The sequence below is a fragment of the Acinetobacter sp. ANC 4216 genome, assembly GCF_004331195.1.
Classification (GTDB): domain Bacteria; phylum Pseudomonadota; class Gammaproteobacteria; order Pseudomonadales; family Moraxellaceae; genus Acinetobacter; species Acinetobacter kookii.
In genome coordinates this window covers 58,131-74,896 of sequence record NZ_SJOC01000006.1, presented here as the reverse complement: position 1 = coordinate 74,896, position 16,766 = coordinate 58,131, and the positions used below count along the sequence as shown (strand labels likewise).

Genomic DNA, 16,766 nt, shown 5'->3' with positions numbered 1-16,766 from the left:
TTTAGTTGGTTTGTTGCTTTTCTGCTGCACGTAAAGTTGTTGCTAAACGATCCAATACACCATTGATGTATTTATGGCTGTCTGCACCGCCAAAATGTTTAGCCAGCTCGATTGCTTCGTCCAAAACAACGCGATATGGAATTTCAAGATGTTCTTTCAATTCATACGCACCCAGACGAAGAGTAGCGAGTTCAACGCCGTCAAGCGCATCAATTTCGCGGTCAAGCACAGGGATTAAGAGCGCATCCAATGCTTCATGATTGGCAACCACTTGAGTCAACAATTCATGATAATAGCCGAGATCCACTTTGTGCATGGCATTTTCCACACGTGTACGTGCTTCAATTTCATGTACCGGATTGTGGCTCATCTGCCATTCATAAATTCCTTGTACAGCAAAACGACGTGCTTTGCGTTTTGCTGCATAAGTTGCTTGAAGTGTTTGCGACATAGCGTTAAATAGCCTTTAACAAGTTAACCATTTCAATTGCAGTCAAGGCAGCTTCACTGCCTTTATTACCTGCTTTTGTACCCGAGCGTTCAATCGCCTGTTCAATACTATCCGTAGTCAATACACCATTAATGACTGGTAAGCCAGTGTCCAGGCCAACCACGCCTAAACCTTTGGCACATTCACCAGCAACAAAATCGAAGTGAGGCGTGCTGCCACGAATCACTGCGCCAAGCGCAATAATGGCATCAAAACGATCAGCAGCAGCCAGTTTTTTAGCCACCACCGGAAGTTCCCAGGCGCCAGGGGCATGAACAACGGTAATATTATCCTCTGATACACCATGACGTTTCAATGTATCAATTGCACCTTCTAAAAGATGTTCGACAACAAAACTATTAAAACGACCCACTAAAATCGCGTAACGGCCTTCGCTCGCGAGATGTAACATACCTTCAATACGGCGAACTGCCATAGCAACCTCGATTATTTCTCTGTTGTTTGATTTGCGGCGACGTATTCCACCACTTCTAAATTAAAACCTGATAATGCATTAAAACGTAATGGAGAGCTGAGCAGCTTCATTTTCTCAACCCCTAAATCACGTAAAATCTGTGCACCGACACCAATGGTTTGGTATTGCTGTGACAATGCAGCACTGGATTTGGATGGCTTAGGTGTAGTCAAGCTTTCCAGTGCTGGACCGAGGTCCTGTAAATGACGCTGACCAATCCAGACCAAAACACCGCGCTCGCTAGATGCGATCTCTTTCAGTGCTTTGTCGAGATTCCAGGCCGGTTCGCCATTTTGCTTGTTAATTTTCAGCAAGTCACGTGCCGGACTAAAGCCATGTACGCGAACGGTAGTGACCCCCTGTTTAGGCTCACCTTTGACCAGGGCTAAATGAATATCCGGATTACCAATTTCACGGTAACGGAACAATTCAAACGTACCGTATTCGGTATCTAACGTTTGCTGATCCAGACGTTCAACCGTTTGCTCATTGGTCATGCGGTAGTGAATGAGATCCGCAATCGTTCCGATTTTCAAACCATGCTTTTCTGCAAAAATTTCAAGGTCAGGACGGCGCGCCATGGTGCCATCTTCTTTAATGATTTCACAAATCACTGAAGCAGGTTCGAGTCCTGCAAGACGGGCCAGATCACAGCCGGCTTCGGTATGACCGGCACGGTGCAATACGCCACCGGGCTGTGCCATCAGCGGAAAGATATGACCCGGTTGCACAATGTCCGCAGGCTTGGCATGTGCGGCCACAGCTGTCTGAATGGTATGTGCACGTTCAGCGGCTGAAATACCCGTAGTAATACCGTTGGCGGCTTCAATCGAAAGCGTAAAGTTAGTTCCGTGCTGTGCGCCGTTGGCATCGACCATGAGCGGAAGATTGAGCTGCTGGCAACGGTCGCGGCTTAATGTGAGGCAAACCAGACCACGGGCGTGGGTGATCATAAAGTTGATGTCTTCAGGACGTACGTGTGTCGCAGCAATCACCAGATCGCCTTCATTTTCACGGTCTTCATCATCCATCAGGATGACCATTTTTCCTGCACGGATATCTGCTACGAGCTCTTCAACGGTATTGAGCGGCATCAACCTTCACCTTCTTTTTGTCTCAAATGACATTTTACTTGCATTGATTGTTGCATAGTCTACCGTTTTTTTACGATGTTTGCCTATGCTTATCGGTTTCCATTCCCGGTTCATTGTTATACACAGTGCCTGAACACTTGAAAAGGGGACTTTATTTTAAAAAGCCACGATTATGCTGAATCTTTAAGCAGTTGAAATACATAAATAATGACAAGCTTATGCGAAATGCTGCTGATTTATGGGGTGGGGTATACTATTGGGATAAAAAAAGCCCCAATCTTTCGATCAGGGCTTTTTAAAATCTGGAGCGGGAAACGAGACTCGAACTCGCGATCCCAACCTTGGCAAGGTCACCGAGATTTATTCCATTAAATGACACTAATTATAAGTATATGATTTAATTGGTATTATTTGGTTTTTAGTAGGGTAAATTTTTGATGAATTTAGATCATTTAATGTTATTTTGGTCACTTTATTTTAGACATTTTAGTTTGTAAAAGTCACCTATGTTTTGATCCTGATTTTTCATATTAATAATAACATTATATTGTTTAATATAATGATTATTAGTAATTTATAAATCGACTACAACATGTAGTAGCGAAGATGCTTAAAATGCAATTACTACGTAACATCAGTTAAATAAAAGTCTCCCACAAACCCGGTACGGTTCAAATTTTATGATGAGAGGGGTGTTGCCTGGGGCTACGGTTTCTGTTTTGCCTTTTGGCGTAAGACGTACAAATATAAGCTTTCTACTTTTTCACGTGCCCATGGTGTGGTACGCAAGAATCGTAATGATGATTTAACACTTGGGTCTATGCAAAAGCATCTAATTTCAATTTTACGACTCAAGCCTTCAAAGCCGCCATAGTAATCTAGCAACTCATTCAAAATGTCAGCAAGCTTTTTGCCGTGTAAGGGGTCATTGGATGTGTTCATATTGGATCAATCGTATTTGGTGAGGAAAGTGGGGGCAGTCCATAAATAAATTTATAGAATTAGGTCAACTTTATACCCAAGTTGTCGCTTAAATTTAAGTAACTTGGGGCAGCTCTATCTTTAGAGTCTTTATGCAACAAAGCCCAATTCAACTACAAATACCACATTCAAAACTATTTTTACTACCATCAGTACGAATTATGTAGTAGAACCTAAAGACCTTTTGTAATGCGGGTAATCGAACAAATGACTAACAGCGAAAAGGTCTTAGCTAAAGCTGTTTTAACTGCAGCACAAAAAATTGGGCTAACACATGATCAACTTGCCATGATTCTTGATATAAATTTATCGATAACCAATATAGATTGTTGCAGATTCTCATTACCGCAAAAAGAAGTTGCCCTCAAACTTATACATATCACAGTTGCCGTAGATACTCTCTCCGGCGGCAATATTTCAACTATCCAACATTTTATGAAATATCCGAATAAAATAACGAAAGGTATTCCGTTGGATCAAATCCAAAATATTTCTGAGCTTGAAACCGTTTTACAATTTGTGGAAGGCCAAAACCAACGTCAATAAAACAACAATTTCAGAGATAGAAAATGGCCATTTTACAGGTTCATTTAGCATATTTGAAAGTGTACTTAATGCGGTAGGCCTGCAATTTGAAGTGGATAAAAAGAAGTATAAATTTCCGCAGTGGAATGAAATTGAAGCAATGTTTGCGGAAGATGATGAATAAAAGTTTAGTGGCTTAGATTATCAGTCGAAGTACAAAAAAGAGTAATTTTTAAATAAGAAGGAAATTATTGGAGAAATTTTAGTCTTTTTTTTGATTTGCTGAAGTAAAGACTTATTTATTGTAGATACATTTATTGCTTTTAGATCCTGTAAGAAACATATTAGTTTCTTTTTTGAAAAGCAATTTATGACTTTATCATTTCGATCTGTAAAACAGCCCTAGCTACGTAGTGATCTGAAATCACTCTGAAAATACAGTTAAATACGCGGTTCAATTTACCTTAATCTCCTTACGGAATTGGCAGAAAGATTGTCAATGCCAGATATTAACTGTCGGCAACTCTCTGGCAAAATTTCTTGGCAGTCCTGCATTTAACTACCTAGCGCAATCTGATAATAAATAATAACAAACCCGCCGTGTAGTTAGCATACAGTAAGTAAAGGAATGGTTGACTGTGATCATAAAAATAGCATATCAAGCCGGAGGGAAACTAGATGGCTAAGTATAGTAATATCAATAGTTTTAATACTTTAGAAACATTAACCGTCGGTTCAGAACACTATCAGATTTTCAACCTGTCCAAATTGCAAGTGCAGTTAGGTGACCTGTCCCGACTACCAAAATCTTTAAAAGTCTTGCTAGAAAATTTACTACGTTTTGAAGATCAGCTCACGGTGAAAACCGAGCATATTCATGCATTGGCAGGGTGGCTAAACAACCGAACCTCAGAACAGGAAATCCAGTATCGTCCGGCACGGGTGCTGATGCAGGATTTTACCGGTGTTCCCGCAGTGGTTGATCTTGCCGCGATGCGTGCCGCAGTGGCCAAAGCCGGTGGTGACCCGGAAAAAATTAATCCGCTGTCACCGGTGGATTTGGTCATCGATCACTCGGTTATGGTCGATTACTTTGCCAGCCCGCAAGCTTTTGAGCAGAATGTCGCAATTGAGATGCAACGCAATGGCGAGCGCTACCAGTTTCTACGTTGGGGGCAGGCTGCGCTCAATCAGTTTCGCGTGGTGCCGCCAGGAACCGGGATTTGCCATCAGGTCAATCTGGAATATCTAGCACAAGTGGTCTGGAGTAATGAGGTCGATGGTCAGCGCTTTGCCTTTCCTGATACCTTGGTCGGTACCGATTCACATACTACCATGATCAATGGCTTAGGCGTGTTAGGCTGGGGGGTAGGCGGTATCGAGGCGGAAGCGGCCATGCTGGGCCAACCGATCTCCATGCTGATTCCGGAAGTGATCGGGTTTAAGCTCATCGGTAAACTCAAAGAAGGTATTACAGCAACTGATCTGGTGCTGACCATTACCCAGATGCTGCGTCAAAAAGGTGTAGTTGGAAAATTTGTCGAATTTTATGGCGATGGTCTGGCCGACTTACCCTTGGCTGACCGTGCCACTATTGCCAATATGGCACCTGAATATGGTGCTACCTGTGGCTTTTTCCCGGTTGATGAGGTGACGCTTTCCTATTTACGTTTAACTGGACGTCAGCCGGAAAGAATTGCCTTGGTAGAGGCCTATAGCAAGTTGCAAGGATTATGGCGCAATCCGGGGGATGAGCCCGTCTTCACCGACACGCTGGCTTTAGATATGTCGACGGTAGAAGCCAGTCTGGCGGGTCCGAAACGCCCGCAGGATCGTGTACTCTTGTCACAAGTGCCAAAAACCTTTCATGCCTTCATGGATTTGACCTTAAAACCGGTCAAGGAAGAAAAAGAGCGTCTGGAAAATGAAGGAGGGGGAGGTACAGCGGTTGAAGCGAAACAGGCCAACCTGCCCCATGAAAATGCTTTTTGTGTAATTGATGGTACAAAATATCCGTTGCAGCATGGTGATGTAGTGATTTCAGCGATTACCTCCTGTACCAATACCTCGAATCCCAGTGTCATGTTGGCAGCAGGGCTATTGGCCAAAAAGGCAATCGAAAAAGGTTTACAGCGGAAACCCTGGGTGAAAAGTTCACTGGCTCCAGGTTCCAAAGTGGTCAGCGATTATCTGCATGCAGCAGGGTTGACGCTTTATTTGAATCAGCTGGGTTATAACCTGGTGGGTTATGGTTGTACCACCTGTATTGGTAATTCGGGACCTTTACCTGAAGTAATTGAAGAAGCTGTGCAATGTTTTGATTTGAATGTAGCTTCAGTGCTCTCCGGAAACCGTAACTTTGAAGGACGGGTGCATCCTCTGGTGAAAACCAACTGGCTCGCCTCGCCACCCTTGGTGGTTGCCTATGGTCTGGTCGGGAATATTCGAACTGATCTCACGACTGAACCGATAGGTGAGGGCTTTGATGGCCAAGCGGTTTATTTAAAAGATATCTGGCCGACACAGACGGAAATCGATGCCGCACTGCAAAATGTGAATACCGAGATGTTCCATAAAGAATATGCGGAAGTTTTTGAAGGCGATGCCAAGTGGAAAGCGATCCAGATTCCCCAAAGTCAAACCTATGCTTGGGATGAACAATCCACCTATATCCGGCATCCTCCCTTTTTTGCAGAAATTGATCAGCCGCTACAACCAATTCAGCAGATCAGCCAGGCACGGATTTTGGCGGTATTAGGTGATTCAGTCACGACGGACCATATTTCCCCGGCGGGCAATATCAAACAAGATAGTCCGGCCGGACGATATTTGCAGCAACAGGGTGTTGATGTAAAAGACTTTAACTCTTACGGATCCCGTCGTGGTAACCATGAAGTGATGATGCGAGGTACCTTTGCCAATATCCGCATTAAAAACGAAATACTGGGTGGCGAGGAGGGTGGCAATACCCTGCATATTCCAAGTGCAGAAAAACTCTCGATTTATGATGCGGCAATGCGCTATCAGGCAGAACAAACCCCACTCGTGATTATTGCCGGGAAAGAATATGGTACCGGTTCTTCACGTGACTGGGCGGCCAAAGGCACCAACCTGTTGGGGGTGAAAGCGGTGATTGCTGAAAGTTTTGAGCGGATTCACCGTTCCAATCTGGTCGGCATGGGGGTGTTACCTTTACAGTTTGTGGAAGGTCAGAACCGGCAGATATTGAACCTGACCGGACATGAAACCCTATCAATTTCAGGCTTGTCGGATGATATTCATCCGCATCAAATACTGGATGTAGAGGTGCAACATGGCGATGGTACGTGTAGTCATTTTCAAGTGTTGTGTCGTATTGATACCTTGAATGAGGTGGAATACTTTAAGGCCGGTGGGATCTTGCACTATGTCTTGCGCAATTTGCTCACTTCCTAAATTGAATGATGAAAGCCCGATACCTACCACAATGCCGGTCATTTAAGGAATGAGCCCAGAAGCATTTGCGGCAGCTTCAAAATGAGGCTGTCTCGTGTCTAGGATACTGGGAACAGTCCAGTTCAAGCAGGAAGAATAAGTTTTTTAATAAAAACTATTCCATAAATTAATAATTTTTTAACTTAAGATTTTTTTTTTAATTATATATTTTTGGTGACCAAATTTGGTCACCATTTTTATAAAGTAGTGAAAAAGACTTCAATAAAAGCCAGAATGAAGTATTTTAAGTTTTTAGAATTACTCAGCCTATGTTCACTAAAATTTATGCAAAATCTTTAATATATTGATCTATATGTGATGGTTGCAGGGCACTTTTGGTCACGTAAGCCCATTTTCAAGTGATCTATCTTAACTTTTTACTAGCTTTAAGCATTTTAAGTTTATAAGTTTGGAAAGAAAATATTGTTTAAAATCAACAATAAAAAAGCCCCAATCTTTCGATCAGGGCTTTTTAGAATTTGGAGCGGGAAAGGAGACTCGAACTCCCGACCCCAACCTTGGCAAGGTTATGCTCTACCAACTGAGCTATTCCCGCGGAGTCTATAAAGTTTTTTAAGTGAAAAAACTAAATGAAAAAATTTTGAGCGGGAAAGGAGACTCGAACTCCCGACCCCAACCTTGGCAAGGTTATGCTCTACCAACTGAGCTATTCCCGCATGCCGTGTATAATACATTATGCAAAAATAGGGTCAATAACTTTGTGAAAAAACTTATGTCGATTGCATAAAATAAAACCATTTTGCTTAAATTTGTTGCTTTTATAAACAAAATTGAGATTTAAAAAGAAATTTTTATTTTGAAATGCAGGAATGATAGGGTAGACAGACACGAAGATTGAATCGGAACACGCTATACTGAAACCAGAGATTAAGCTATTTGGGAGCATCTTGATGAATTTAGAACAACAGTTGATTCAACGCCTGCAAGAGTTATCACCGGTTCATTTGGAAGTGGTGAACGAATCCTCCGGTCATGGCGGCTATTTCCCGGGTAAAGAATCGCATTTTAAGGTGATTGTGGTCAGTGACATTTTCCAAGGCTTGCGTTTAGTGCAACGTCATCAAAAAATTTATGCAGCAGCAGGGGACTTGCTTGCGCCAAGCCGTATTCATGCCCTCGCCATTCATGCTTTTTTGCCTTCGGAATGGCAAGGACAAGACACGCCAAGTCCTGAATGTGCACATGCGCCCAAAGCAGAATAATAAGGAAGATTAAACAATGGATATGCAGCTGACGGTAAAAATTGTGCATATGATTGCTGTGACCTTATTGATTGGGGCAATCCTTGCACGTGCTTTTACTTTATTTGTTGGAGTCAAGGACAATCAGCCCAATCCGGTGGCACGAAAATTCCTGGTCGCTTGGCAACATCTTGCCATGACGGTTATTGTTTTGACCGGGCTAACTTCATTAGTGATCAAGAATTTTGAAGTACAACCCTGGTTTTATGCCAAGATCATCCTGTTTTTGGTGTTATTTTCTTCCTTGATTAAAGCCTATAAAAAAGATGACAGTATTTTACTGGTGCAGCGTCGCGCAGGTTTAATGATTGCAGTGGTCGCACTGATCGCCATTATGGGATTAGTCATCATTAAGCCGAATTTTGGCTAATTGTTAGACATGATTATTTTAGATGTAAGACGTGTGAGTTAAACTGCAATTCATAGATAACTATAAATGATAGGGGCTTCCAATGCTGATACGTGTGGTTTTTAATCAAAAAGGTGGGGTAGGCAAGTCCAGTATTGCCGTCAATCTGGCTGCAATCAGCGCACATCAGGGGTTGAAAACCTTGCTGATTGATCTCGACCCACAAGCCAATTCCAGTCAATATCTATTGGGGGATGATGCGACCTATACCGTGGATAAACCGGCGCTGGAACCCAATATTGAAAACTATTTTGAAGAAGTGCTGGGGGCCACCCAAAGCAAAGGACTTTTAAGCAATGCCATTGGTTCCATTTTAAAGAACCGGGATAAAGGTCTGGAGCGCTATGTGCATCAATCCCCTTTTAAAAATCTGGATGTGATTCCTGCAAGTCCGACTTTGGGTGCGCTGGCACATGCCTTGGAGTCGAAACATAAGATTTATAAATTGCGGGATGCCTTGCAGCAACTGCAAGGGCAATATGACAGGGTGTATATCGATACGCCACCGGCTTTTAACTTCTTTACCTTGTCGGCGCTGATTGCAGCCAGTCGCGTACTGATTCCTTTTGATTGTGACGTATTTTCAAAACGTGCCTTGCAGACCCTGATTGAAAATGTCATTGAAACTCAGGATGACCATAATGAGCGTCTGGAAATTGAAGGGATTGTGGTGAATCAGTTCCAGGCACAGGCCAAATTACCGCGTGAAGTGGTGCAACAGCTGAAGGATGAAAGCTTGCCTGTATTAGACAGCATGTTGCCGCCGTCCATTTTAATGAAGGAATCGCATCTTAAAAATCAGCCTTTAATCCATTTGGCAACGGATCATAAATTGACGCAAGCCTATCAATCGTTGTTCAATGAAATTGAGCATATATAAGTATTGAGATTTCTCATGAAAACGATTTATCTAGGCTTCCTTTTGGGAAGTACGGTTTTATTGGGTGCTTGTGCAACGACGGTGAAACCGAGTTATGTTTCTCCGACCCAGTATCAAGCGCTGAATTGCCAGCAGTTGCAAAGTGAATATAACCGTATTCAGCAATATATCGATAATGGTGTGCAGGCACCTAAACGCACTGGCGTCGGTGTGGGTGTCGGGGTGGGCGGCGGTTGGGGCAGTCATGGCGGCTGGGGAATTGGTCCGAGTGTTTCAGTCAATATGGGACAATCTTCCAATACCAAAAACACTGAATTGGCACGTCTATTGGGTGAACAGGAAGCTGTGGTTCAGGCGGCAAAATTCAAAAATTGCCCAATTATTGTTCGCAATAAAGTTCAATAATTCATCAATTTATCCCGCTGTTGAGGTGCTGTGCCCGACAGCGAGGTGATAAAATATTAGCAAAATGTTTCAATGTAAATATTATTAATATCAATTGGTTGTTGTTTTTCGATGGAATCTTTAAACGCATCAGGTGATGTTTTTTTATCGAGAAATACTTGTCACTTTTCATCTGTTTCATATAAGGTGTGCCCCTAATTAAGGGTAATGTCGGGTATGTATGATCGAGAGTTGGCTTTTTGTCTTGGCGGTGATTGCGGTATTGATGATTCCGGGTCCAACCAATGCATTACTTGCAAGCTCGGCGCATCAACAAGGCATTGCCAGAACCAGTCTGTTTATTCCGGCAAAATTGCTCGGCTATTTTTATGCCATTAATTTGTGGGCATTACTGATTCATTTATGTAGTCCGGTGTGGCCGAACTTTATTCATATCCTGCATGTTTGCAGTGCTGTTTATGTGGTATGGCTGGCCTTCCATTTGTGGAAAGCGTCAGATTTAGAAAAGCATAATCAACATCATCGTTCTATTCAGCCGCGCCAACTGTTCTTTTCTACTTTCAAAAACCCGAAAGCCTTATTATTTGCTGCTGGTGTTTTACCGATTGAAACCTGGAGCAATCCCACCAATTTTGTTTTGGTATTTGCGCTGTTCAGTCTGGTACTGTTGCCTACGGTGGTGTTCTGGATGTTTTTTGGGCGGGCCATTTTGGCCGGACAGTCTAGGCAAATAAAAGCCGATCTCTTATATAAAGGATCGGCCATGTTACTGATTATGTGTATGTTGCCCGTTGTAATTCGCTTCTTTTAATGCGCCTTTTTAAGTTTCTGGCGAATAAAACCAATAATGCCCGGCAAGACACTAATAATAATGATGCCAAAAATTAGATGGGTAAAATTATCTTTGACAATCGGCATATTGCCAAATAAGTAGCCCAAAATTACAAAAGAACCGACCCAGCAAATGGCACCAATGATATTAAAGCTCAGGAAATATTTATAATTCATGTGACCTGCACCGGCGACAAACGGGGCAAAAGTACGGGCGAAAGGAACAAAGCGGGCAAAAATAATGGTTTTACCACCATGTTTTTCAAAGAATTTTTGCGTATACATTAAATGCTTTTTATTAATGAAACGTGATTCAATTTCAAAGACACGCGGTCCAATAAATTTACCAATATGATAATTCAGCGTGTCGCCCAATACTGCGGCAATAAACAGCAAGATGACCAGAATATAAGGATTCATTGCGCCTGTGGATGCCGCTAAGGCTCCTGCCGCAAACAGCAGGCTGTCACCCGGCAGAAATGGCATCACCACCAGACCGGTTTCCACAAAAATAATCAAGAAAAGAATGGCATAAATCCACACGCCGTAATCGGTGATAAATTCGAGCAGATGGGCATCAACGTGTAAGATAAAATCAAGCAGTTCCATGGCGCTACAGATAGCAAAAATGTGCTGAAATCCTAGCAGTCTGGGGCATGAAAGTCAGTACCAAAAAGAAAATTAATTGCATTTTCATCTTTCCCTTTTTGAGCAACGATTTATCTTACAAATTATTTATTGACCCCGATAAAAACAGGCTTAGGATGTAGAGGTCATTAAAACAAAAATCAAAAGGTGACCTCATGTTTAATCCGAATACTTTTATAAAAAATCTGGTGCAGGGCCTGCAAACTGATGCCTTTATCGCTTTGGTTGCACGTGTATTAATAGCCTATATTTTCATTGTAGCTGGCTGGGGGAAAATCACAGCCTATACTGCGACCATGGGTTATATGGAGTCGATGGGAGTACCCGGTGCGCTACTTCCCTTAACCATTCTGGTTGAATTGGGTGGGGGAATCGCTTTGTTATTGGGGTTTCAAGCCCGCCTTGCCGCTTTAGCTCTGGCAGTATTCAGTTTGATGACCGCATTATTGTTTCATGGGGGTGCTGAAGATAGTATTAACTTGATGAAAAATATGGCGATGACCGGTGGTCTGCTATTTTTGATGCTGCATGGGGCAGGAAAATTCAGTGTAGATTATAGGATTGAAAAATCGTGAGTATATGAAGATAAAAAATATTAAGCATGCATCTTCCATTTTTGTAATTGCATAAAAGCTGTACATGCGATATAAAAAACTGCGTACATAAATTAAGCAAATCTGCTTCAATAAAGCTTGATGGAGTCACCTTGGTAAAGTCAATCAAGAAGCAAATGTTATGGGCAATTTTATCTCTGGTATAATGTTTTCTACAGCATCATGGGCAGGTAAAAGTGATCAGATGAACGTGAATGAAGCTGCTCAAAACATGGTGACGGTTACAGAAGCAAAGCAGCCTCCAGATGAAACTGCGGTCACGCTCTCCGGAGTCATTGTCAGAAAAACCCATAAGCATCATTTTGAACTGAAAGATCGCTCGGGAGAAATGGGTATAGCGTGGATCCTGACGTATGCAGCCTGATAGGCTTGAACTTGGTTGGTACAGTGAAAGTAATTGCTGAAGTCGATACTGATTTGAATGAATCCACAGATATAGATGCGGTTCAAATGCTAATCTAAGAAATAAAAAAGCACTCGAACAGGGTGCTTTTTTTATGATCGAAATATAATGCAATCAATTGAATGCAAGCCTTGTGCGAATAGTGTGCTTAATGCGCCGAAAAATGATAGAATGCAGCGCTTATTTCGTTTGCCTTGCATAGTTGTTTGTCATGACTACCAATACTCAAATCACTGAAGACCGCATCCTGATCCTGGATTTCGGTTCTCAATACAGTCAGCTTATTGCACGTCGTGTACGTGAAGCTGGCGTATATTCTGAAATGTATGCCTATGACATGTCTGAAGAAGACATTCGCGCATTTAAACCAAACGGTATCATCTTGTCGGGTGGTCCGGAAAGTGTTCATGAAGAAGGTAGTCCACGCGCGCCTGAAGTTGTATTCAACCTGGGTGTACCTGTATTGGGTATTTGCTACGGCTTGCAAACCATGTCAGAACAGCTTGGCGGTAAAGTAGAGCCAGGTACCGTACATGAATTTGGTTATGCTGCGGTAGACGTTTTGGTTCGTGACCAGCTTCTGGGTGATTTAGACGATGGCGAAAACAAACTCAATGTTTGGATGAGCCATGGTGACAAAGTCAGTGCGATTCCGGAAGGTTTCCAGGTGACTGCAAGTACACCAAGCTGTCCATTTGCAGCAGTAAGCGATGAAAAACGCCGTTTCTATGGCGTGCAGTTCCATCCGGAAGTGACCCATACTGCAAAAGGTGCCGAGTTACTGTCTAACTTCGTACACAGCATTTGTGGTTGCCGTAATCTCTGGAACTCTGAAAACATCATCGACCTGCGTGTTGAGCAGTTACGTGAACAGATTGGCGACCAAAAAGTATTGCTTGGTCTTTCAGGTGGCGTAGATTCATCTGTAGTTGCTGCGCTTCTTCATAAAGCCATTGGCGATCAATTGACTTGCGTATTCGTAGACAACGGTTTGCTTCGTTTGAACGAAGGCGAGCAAGTGATGGATATGTTTGCGAAAAACATGGGTATCCGTGTAATTCGCGCCGATGCTGAAAACCGTTTCTTGTCTGCACTTGCAGGTGAAACCGATCCAGAGAAAAAGCGTAAAATCATTGGTCGTGAATTCATTGAAGTATTTGCTGAAGAAGCACGTAAGCTGGATGGCGTAAATTTCCTGGCTCAAGGTACAATTTACCCTGACGTGATTGAATCTGCTGCAACTAAAAACGGTAAGGCACATGTGATTAAATCACACCACAATGTGGGCGGTTTACCAGATGATTTAGCCTTTGAACTGGTTGAGCCAATCCGTGACCTGTTTAAAGATGAAGTACGCCGTTTAGGTACCACTTTAGGTTTACCACACGAGATGCTTTATCGTCATCCGTTCCCGGGTCCAGGTTTGGGCGTGCGTATTTTGGGTGAAGTGAAAAAAGAATATGCCGATATTCTTCGTCTGGCGGATGACATCTTCATGCAAGAACTTCGTGCCAGCGGTTGGTATGACAAAACTGCACAAGCCTTTGCTGTATTCCAGCCGGTTAAATCGGTAGGTGTGGTAGGTGATGGTCGTCGTTATGCATGGGTGATTGCACTTCGTGCCGTTGAAACTGTGGACTTTATGACTGCACGTTTTGCGCATCTTCCATATGAACTGGTAGACAAGATTTCAACGCGTATCATGAACGAAATTAAAGATGTTTCACGTGTAGTTTATGATGTGTCATCTAAACCACCAGCGACGATTGAGTGGGAGTAAATTTGGCTTTCTAAAAGCGATAGCTTTTAGCCAAATTTACGCCATGAGCAAAATTCAAAGTGTTGCTTCGAATTTTGTGCAAGATGCTCGCGGCAGTTTAGAAACCTAGAATTATTGAAATTAAAAAGAGCGCTTAGGCGCTCTTTTTTATATAATTATTAAAAATTAAATGTTTAAAGAGAATTAGAATGTCATTGCCTACTTATGATCAACTCATGCTGCCACTTATGAAGTTATTAGCAGAGCAGGAAAGGGCAATAAAAATTTCTGAAGCAGCTGAATTACTTGCACAACGTTCGAAGTTATCTGAAGAAGATTTAAATAAGTCACTTCCAAGTGGGAAAAATATTTTTAAAGATCGAGTATCTTGGGCGAAAACGTATTTAGTTAAAGCTGGTCTAATTAGACAGCCACAAAGAGCATTTTGTGAAATTAGTGATTTAGGTAAAACAATAGATTTAAACAACTTATCAGCTATAACGAATGAGTTTTTAGCCCAGTTTGATGGTTTTTCTGAGTTTAAATTAGGACGAGCTGAAAATTTAGATATGATTCACTCTACAGAAAAGAGCTTTGTCGCATTAAACCTATATAAAAATAATAAGGTGAACAGTACACCTGAAGAAATTATTCAAACAACCACTGAATTACTTTTATCAAATTTGAAAACAGACTTGTTGAAGCTGGTTAAAGAAAATAGCCCATCATTTTTTGAAAAGCTTGTGGTCGATTTACTTGTTGAAATGGGTTACGGAGGATCACATCAAGATGCAGCACAAGCGATTGGTAAAACGAATGATGGTGGAATTGATGGAATCATTAGTGAAGATCGTTTAGGACTCGATAAAATTTATATTCAGGCCAAACGTTGGGAAAATACCGTTGGCCGTCCGGATATTCAGCAATTTAAAGGTGCATTGGCTGATCAGGTAGCCAAGAAAGGCGTATTTATTACCACATCTAATTTCAGTAAAGAAGCCATCGAATCCGCCAGAAAATCAGGAATTGTTCTAATAGATGGTGACAAACTCACATCACTGATGATTGAATTTGGTTTGGGGGTGCAAGTCGAGCGCAGTTTTCATATTTATAAAATAGACCAAGACCGTTTCGATGAGGATAATTTCTAATTATTCATGGGTATAAATTGCCACCTGATTGCGTCCATTTTTCTTGGCTTGGTAGAGTGCAATATCGGCATTTTTAATGAGCAGGTTTAAATCACTTTGATTGGGCTGCAGTTGTGATACTCCAATCGACACACTGAAATTAAAGAAGCACTTATCTTTAACACAAATTTGATGGCTTTCAATTTTTCGGCATAAGCGGTTGGCAATGTTCATCGCATCTTCCAGTGTGGTATCTGGCAGCAAAGCAATAAATTCTTCACCCCCAAAACGTGCCAGTACATCGCTATGACGCATTTCCCGGCGGGTAATATCAGCCAGTACCCGCAGCACTTCATCTCCCACATCATGGCCATAGGTATCATTAATATTCTTAAAAAAGTCGATATCAAACATCAATAGACAGGTTAAATTATATTTGGGCCATTGCTGTATGCTCTGTTCGGCCAGTTGTAAAAATTGTCGGCGGTTATACAGCTGGGTCAGTTCATCCGTATGCGCCATTTCAGTTAAGGTGTAATAGTTCCAGTCATTGAGTAACACCCGCAAAAAATTACGTTTTGAATTTAAGGTGTTATTCCAGCTGATATACATGCTGAGCAATAAAACCGGCGCGTAAATGAGTGAAAATAAAATCAGTTCCTGGACGCTGACTAACCTGAATACGCCATTAAAAATCACAGCACTAATCAGCAGGGAACTAAAAATGGAATTACGAAAAGATACCTGTATGCATAAATTGCCCAATAAAATAAAAATGATGCTGGCGTAGAGATACGTATTCACAACGGGACTCTGCGATAAATACAGCAGTTCAAGCCATATTGCTGCTGCAGCTGCAACAGAAGCCGGTAATAGACTATCCAGAATTTTAATATTCTTGCAGTAGCGGAAAGCCAGCCAGTTGACCGACAGTGCCAAGATGACAAGACTGAGCCGTGCAATACCAGACAGCATGCCAATGTCCGGTAATAAAACCCAATCGACAAAGAAATAGCCTAAAAAAGTCAGCTGACCAATAAAATTGACGCATTTTAAAAACTGTCGTTGGTGCTTATTTTGATAGTCCAGATAGTATTGTTGAAATTGTTCCGGAATACGGGTGCTAGGATATTCTAGTTGTTGTTCTATCTGTTTTTGATTGGCGAGCGTACACAGCCGCTTGGGTAAAATGGCAGTTCCGATATTTGAATATTTATCTTCATTGTTCCCAATATGATTATATTCTTGATTTTCAGAGTAATGAAACTTTTCCTGCTGTCCCTGGGACATGATTATCCTCTTCTTATAGCAGATTGGTCAGGGGGAAATAGTATGCTGAGGAAAAATATCTGTATACAGAATACTCGGTAAGTCGTTGCTATAATT

The 16,766-nt window shown here is 42.0% G+C and carries 18 protein-coding genes and 2 tRNA genes; 12 read left to right on the top strand and 8 right to left on the bottom strand.

The window, feature by feature from the left end; translation table 11 throughout:
- Position 1: 1 nt before the first annotated feature.
- The 4 genes from nusB to E0H88_RS06290 form a co-directional block, all read right to left on the bottom strand.
- Positions 2 to 451 carry a transcription antitermination factor NusB gene (nusB, locus tag E0H88_RS06305; protein ID WP_092820062.1) on the bottom strand — a complete coding sequence of 150 codons (450 nt, stop codon included), beginning with the start codon at positions 449 to 451 and terminating at the stop codon, positions 2 to 4.
- A 4-nt stretch (positions 452 to 455) separates the two neighbouring features.
- Entirely contained in the window at positions 456 to 926 is a 471-nt protein-coding gene (gene ribH / locus E0H88_RS06300) for a 6,7-dimethyl-8-ribityllumazine synthase (RefSeq protein WP_092820061.1), read from the bottom strand.
- An 11-nt stretch (positions 927 to 937) separates the two neighbouring features.
- Positions 938 to 2,059 carry a bifunctional 3,4-dihydroxy-2-butanone-4-phosphate synthase/GTP cyclohydrolase II gene (gene ribBA / locus E0H88_RS06295; protein WP_131273507.1) on the bottom strand — a complete coding sequence of 374 codons (1,122 nt, stop codon included), beginning with the start codon at positions 2,057 to 2,059 and terminating at the stop codon, positions 938 to 940.
- Between the two features lie 705 nt (positions 2,060 to 2,764).
- Positions 2,765 to 3,001, bottom strand: a complete 237-nt coding sequence (locus E0H88_RS06290) for a VF530 family protein (RefSeq protein WP_131273506.1) — start codon at positions 2,999 to 3,001, stop codon at positions 2,765 to 2,767.
- A 246-nt stretch (positions 3,002 to 3,247) separates the two neighbouring features.
- On the opposite strand from E0H88_RS06290, the gene E0H88_RS06285 reads away from it, so the two are divergent.
- The 3 genes from E0H88_RS06285 to acnA all read left to right on the top strand — a co-directional run bounded on the left by E0H88_RS06285 (position 3,248) and on the right by acnA (position 7,000).
- A complete protein-coding gene (locus tag E0H88_RS06285) occupies positions 3,248 to 3,586 on the top strand; it encodes a DUF2384 domain-containing protein (RefSeq protein ID WP_252151998.1) in 339 nt (112 codons plus the stop codon).
- Positions 3,528 to 3,749, top strand: coding sequence for a hypothetical protein (locus E0H88_RS16070; protein ID WP_409449186.1), 222 nt, complete (start codon positions 3,528 to 3,530; stop codon positions 3,747 to 3,749). Before E0H88_RS06285 ends, E0H88_RS16070 begins: the two co-directional genes overlap by 59 nt.
- 494 nt (positions 3,750 to 4,243) lie before the next feature.
- Entirely contained in the window at positions 4,244 to 7,000 is a 2,757-nt protein-coding gene (gene acnA, locus E0H88_RS06275; RefSeq protein ID WP_131273504.1) for an aconitate hydratase AcnA, read from the top strand.
- Positions 7,001 to 7,519: 519 nt separating this feature from the next.
- Here the strand turns inward: acnA and E0H88_RS06270 are convergent.
- Positions 7,520 to 7,595, bottom strand: a tRNA-Gly gene (locus tag E0H88_RS06270).
- A gap of 48 nt (positions 7,596 to 7,643) precedes the next feature.
- Positions 7,644 to 7,716: transfer RNA gene (locus E0H88_RS06265), tRNA-Gly, on the bottom strand.
- Positions 7,717 to 7,950: 234 nt separating this feature from the next.
- Between E0H88_RS06265 and E0H88_RS06260 the strand changes: the two genes are divergently transcribed.
- From E0H88_RS06260 to E0H88_RS06240, 5 genes are all read left to right on the top strand, one after another.
- The gene (locus E0H88_RS06260; RefSeq protein WP_092820057.1) at positions 7,951 to 8,262 is read left to right on the top strand and encodes a BolA family protein; all 312 of its coding nucleotides are present in this window, start codon (positions 7,951 to 7,953) and stop codon (positions 8,260 to 8,262) included.
- A gap of 16 nt (positions 8,263 to 8,278) precedes the next feature.
- The gene (locus E0H88_RS06255; protein ID WP_131273503.1) at positions 8,279 to 8,671 is read left to right on the top strand and encodes a SirB2 family protein; all 393 of its coding nucleotides are present in this window, start codon (positions 8,279 to 8,281) and stop codon (positions 8,669 to 8,671) included.
- Between the two features lie 82 nt (positions 8,672 to 8,753).
- Entirely contained in the window at positions 8,754 to 9,590 is an 837-nt protein-coding gene (locus E0H88_RS06250) for a ParA family protein (RefSeq protein ID WP_131273502.1), read from the top strand.
- Positions 9,591 to 9,605: 15 nt separating this feature from the next.
- Positions 9,606 to 9,995 carry a hypothetical protein gene (locus E0H88_RS06245; protein ID WP_131273501.1) on the top strand — a complete coding sequence of 130 codons (390 nt, stop codon included), beginning with the start codon at positions 9,606 to 9,608 and terminating at the stop codon, positions 9,993 to 9,995.
- Between the two features lie 220 nt (positions 9,996 to 10,215).
- Positions 10,216 to 10,806 (top strand): LysE family translocator, encoded by a 591-nt coding sequence (locus E0H88_RS06240; RefSeq protein WP_092820053.1) that lies wholly within the window; start codon positions 10,216 to 10,218, stop codon positions 10,804 to 10,806.
- On the opposite strand, the gene E0H88_RS06235 is transcribed toward E0H88_RS06240, so the two are convergent.
- Complete coding sequence (locus E0H88_RS06235; RefSeq protein ID WP_092820052.1) at positions 10,803 to 11,435, bottom strand: DedA family protein; 633 nt, start codon at positions 11,433 to 11,435, stop codon at positions 10,803 to 10,805. The genes E0H88_RS06240 and E0H88_RS06235 overlap by 4 nt on opposite strands.
- A gap of 194 nt (positions 11,436 to 11,629) precedes the next feature.
- Here E0H88_RS06235 and E0H88_RS06230 point away from each other — a divergent pair, with 194 nt between their 5' ends.
- The 4 genes from E0H88_RS06230 to E0H88_RS06215 all read left to right on the top strand — a co-directional run bounded on the left by E0H88_RS06230 (position 11,630) and on the right by E0H88_RS06215 (position 15,401).
- Positions 11,630 to 12,049, top strand: coding sequence for a DoxX family protein (locus E0H88_RS06230; RefSeq protein WP_131273500.1), 420 nt, complete (start codon positions 11,630 to 11,632; stop codon positions 12,047 to 12,049).
- A gap of 160 nt (positions 12,050 to 12,209) precedes the next feature.
- Positions 12,210 to 12,452 (top strand): NirD/YgiW/YdeI family stress tolerance protein, encoded by a 243-nt coding sequence (locus tag E0H88_RS06225; RefSeq protein WP_131273499.1) that lies wholly within the window; start codon positions 12,210 to 12,212, stop codon positions 12,450 to 12,452.
- A 250-nt stretch (positions 12,453 to 12,702) separates the two neighbouring features.
- Positions 12,703 to 14,271, top strand: a complete 1,569-nt coding sequence (gene guaA / locus E0H88_RS06220; RefSeq protein WP_131273498.1) for a glutamine-hydrolyzing GMP synthase — start codon at positions 12,703 to 12,705, stop codon at positions 14,269 to 14,271.
- Positions 14,272 to 14,459: 188 nt separating this feature from the next.
- Positions 14,460 to 15,401 carry a restriction endonuclease gene (locus E0H88_RS06215; RefSeq protein WP_131273497.1) on the top strand — a complete coding sequence of 314 codons (942 nt, stop codon included), beginning with the start codon at positions 14,460 to 14,462 and terminating at the stop codon, positions 15,399 to 15,401.
- On the opposite strand, the gene E0H88_RS06210 is transcribed toward E0H88_RS06215, so the two are convergent.
- Complete coding sequence (locus E0H88_RS06210; protein ID WP_131273496.1) at positions 15,402 to 16,670, bottom strand: GGDEF domain-containing protein; 1,269 nt, start codon at positions 16,668 to 16,670, stop codon at positions 15,402 to 15,404.
- Positions 16,671 to 16,766: the final 96 nt, after the last annotated feature.

Bases quoted from the DNA above. Each gene is read 5' to 3' on its own strand.
- E0H88_RS06225 (WP_131273499.1), top strand. From the start codon at position 12,210: ATGGGCAATTTTATCTCTGGTATAATGTTTTCTACAGCATCATGGGCA.
- E0H88_RS06230 (WP_131273500.1), top strand. From the start codon at position 11,630: ATGTTTAATCCGAATACTTTTATAAAAAATCTGGTGCAGGGCCTGCAA.
- nusB (WP_092820062.1), bottom strand. From the start codon at position 451: ATGTCGCAAACACTTCAAGCAACTTATGCAGCAAAACGCAAAGCACGT.
- acnA (WP_131273504.1), top strand. From the start codon at position 4,244: ATGGCTAAGTATAGTAATATCAATAGTTTTAATACTTTAGAAACATTA.
- E0H88_RS06240 (WP_092820053.1), top strand. From the start codon at position 10,216: ATGATCGAGAGTTGGCTTTTTGTCTTGGCGGTGATTGCGGTATTGATG.
- E0H88_RS06285 (WP_252151998.1), top strand. From the start codon at position 3,248: ATGACTAACAGCGAAAAGGTCTTAGCTAAAGCTGTTTTAACTGCAGCA.
- E0H88_RS06260 (WP_092820057.1), top strand. From the start codon at position 7,951: ATGAATTTAGAACAACAGTTGATTCAACGCCTGCAAGAGTTATCACCG.
- E0H88_RS06290 (WP_131273506.1), bottom strand. From the start codon at position 3,001: ATGAACACATCCAATGACCCCTTACACGGCAAAAAGCTTGCTGACATT.
- E0H88_RS06235 (WP_092820052.1), bottom strand. From the start codon at position 11,435: ATGGAACTGCTTGATTTTATCTTACACGTTGATGCCCATCTGCTCGAA.
- ribH (WP_092820061.1), bottom strand. From the start codon at position 926: ATGGCAGTTCGCCGTATTGAAGGTATGTTACATCTCGCGAGCGAAGGC.
- E0H88_RS06210 (WP_131273496.1), bottom strand. From the start codon at position 16,670: ATGTCCCAGGGACAGCAGGAAAAGTTTCATTACTCTGAAAATCAAGAA.
- E0H88_RS06245 (WP_131273501.1), top strand. From the start codon at position 9,606: ATGAAAACGATTTATCTAGGCTTCCTTTTGGGAAGTACGGTTTTATTG.
- E0H88_RS06255 (WP_131273503.1), top strand. From the start codon at position 8,279: ATGGATATGCAGCTGACGGTAAAAATTGTGCATATGATTGCTGTGACC.
- guaA (WP_131273498.1), top strand. From the start codon at position 12,703: ATGACTACCAATACTCAAATCACTGAAGACCGCATCCTGATCCTGGAT.
- E0H88_RS06250 (WP_131273502.1), top strand. From the start codon at position 8,754: ATGCTGATACGTGTGGTTTTTAATCAAAAAGGTGGGGTAGGCAAGTCC.
- E0H88_RS06215 (WP_131273497.1), top strand. From the start codon at position 14,460: ATGTCATTGCCTACTTATGATCAACTCATGCTGCCACTTATGAAGTTA.
- ribBA (WP_131273507.1), bottom strand. From the start codon at position 2,059: ATGCCGCTCAATACCGTTGAAGAGCTCGTAGCAGATATCCGTGCAGGA.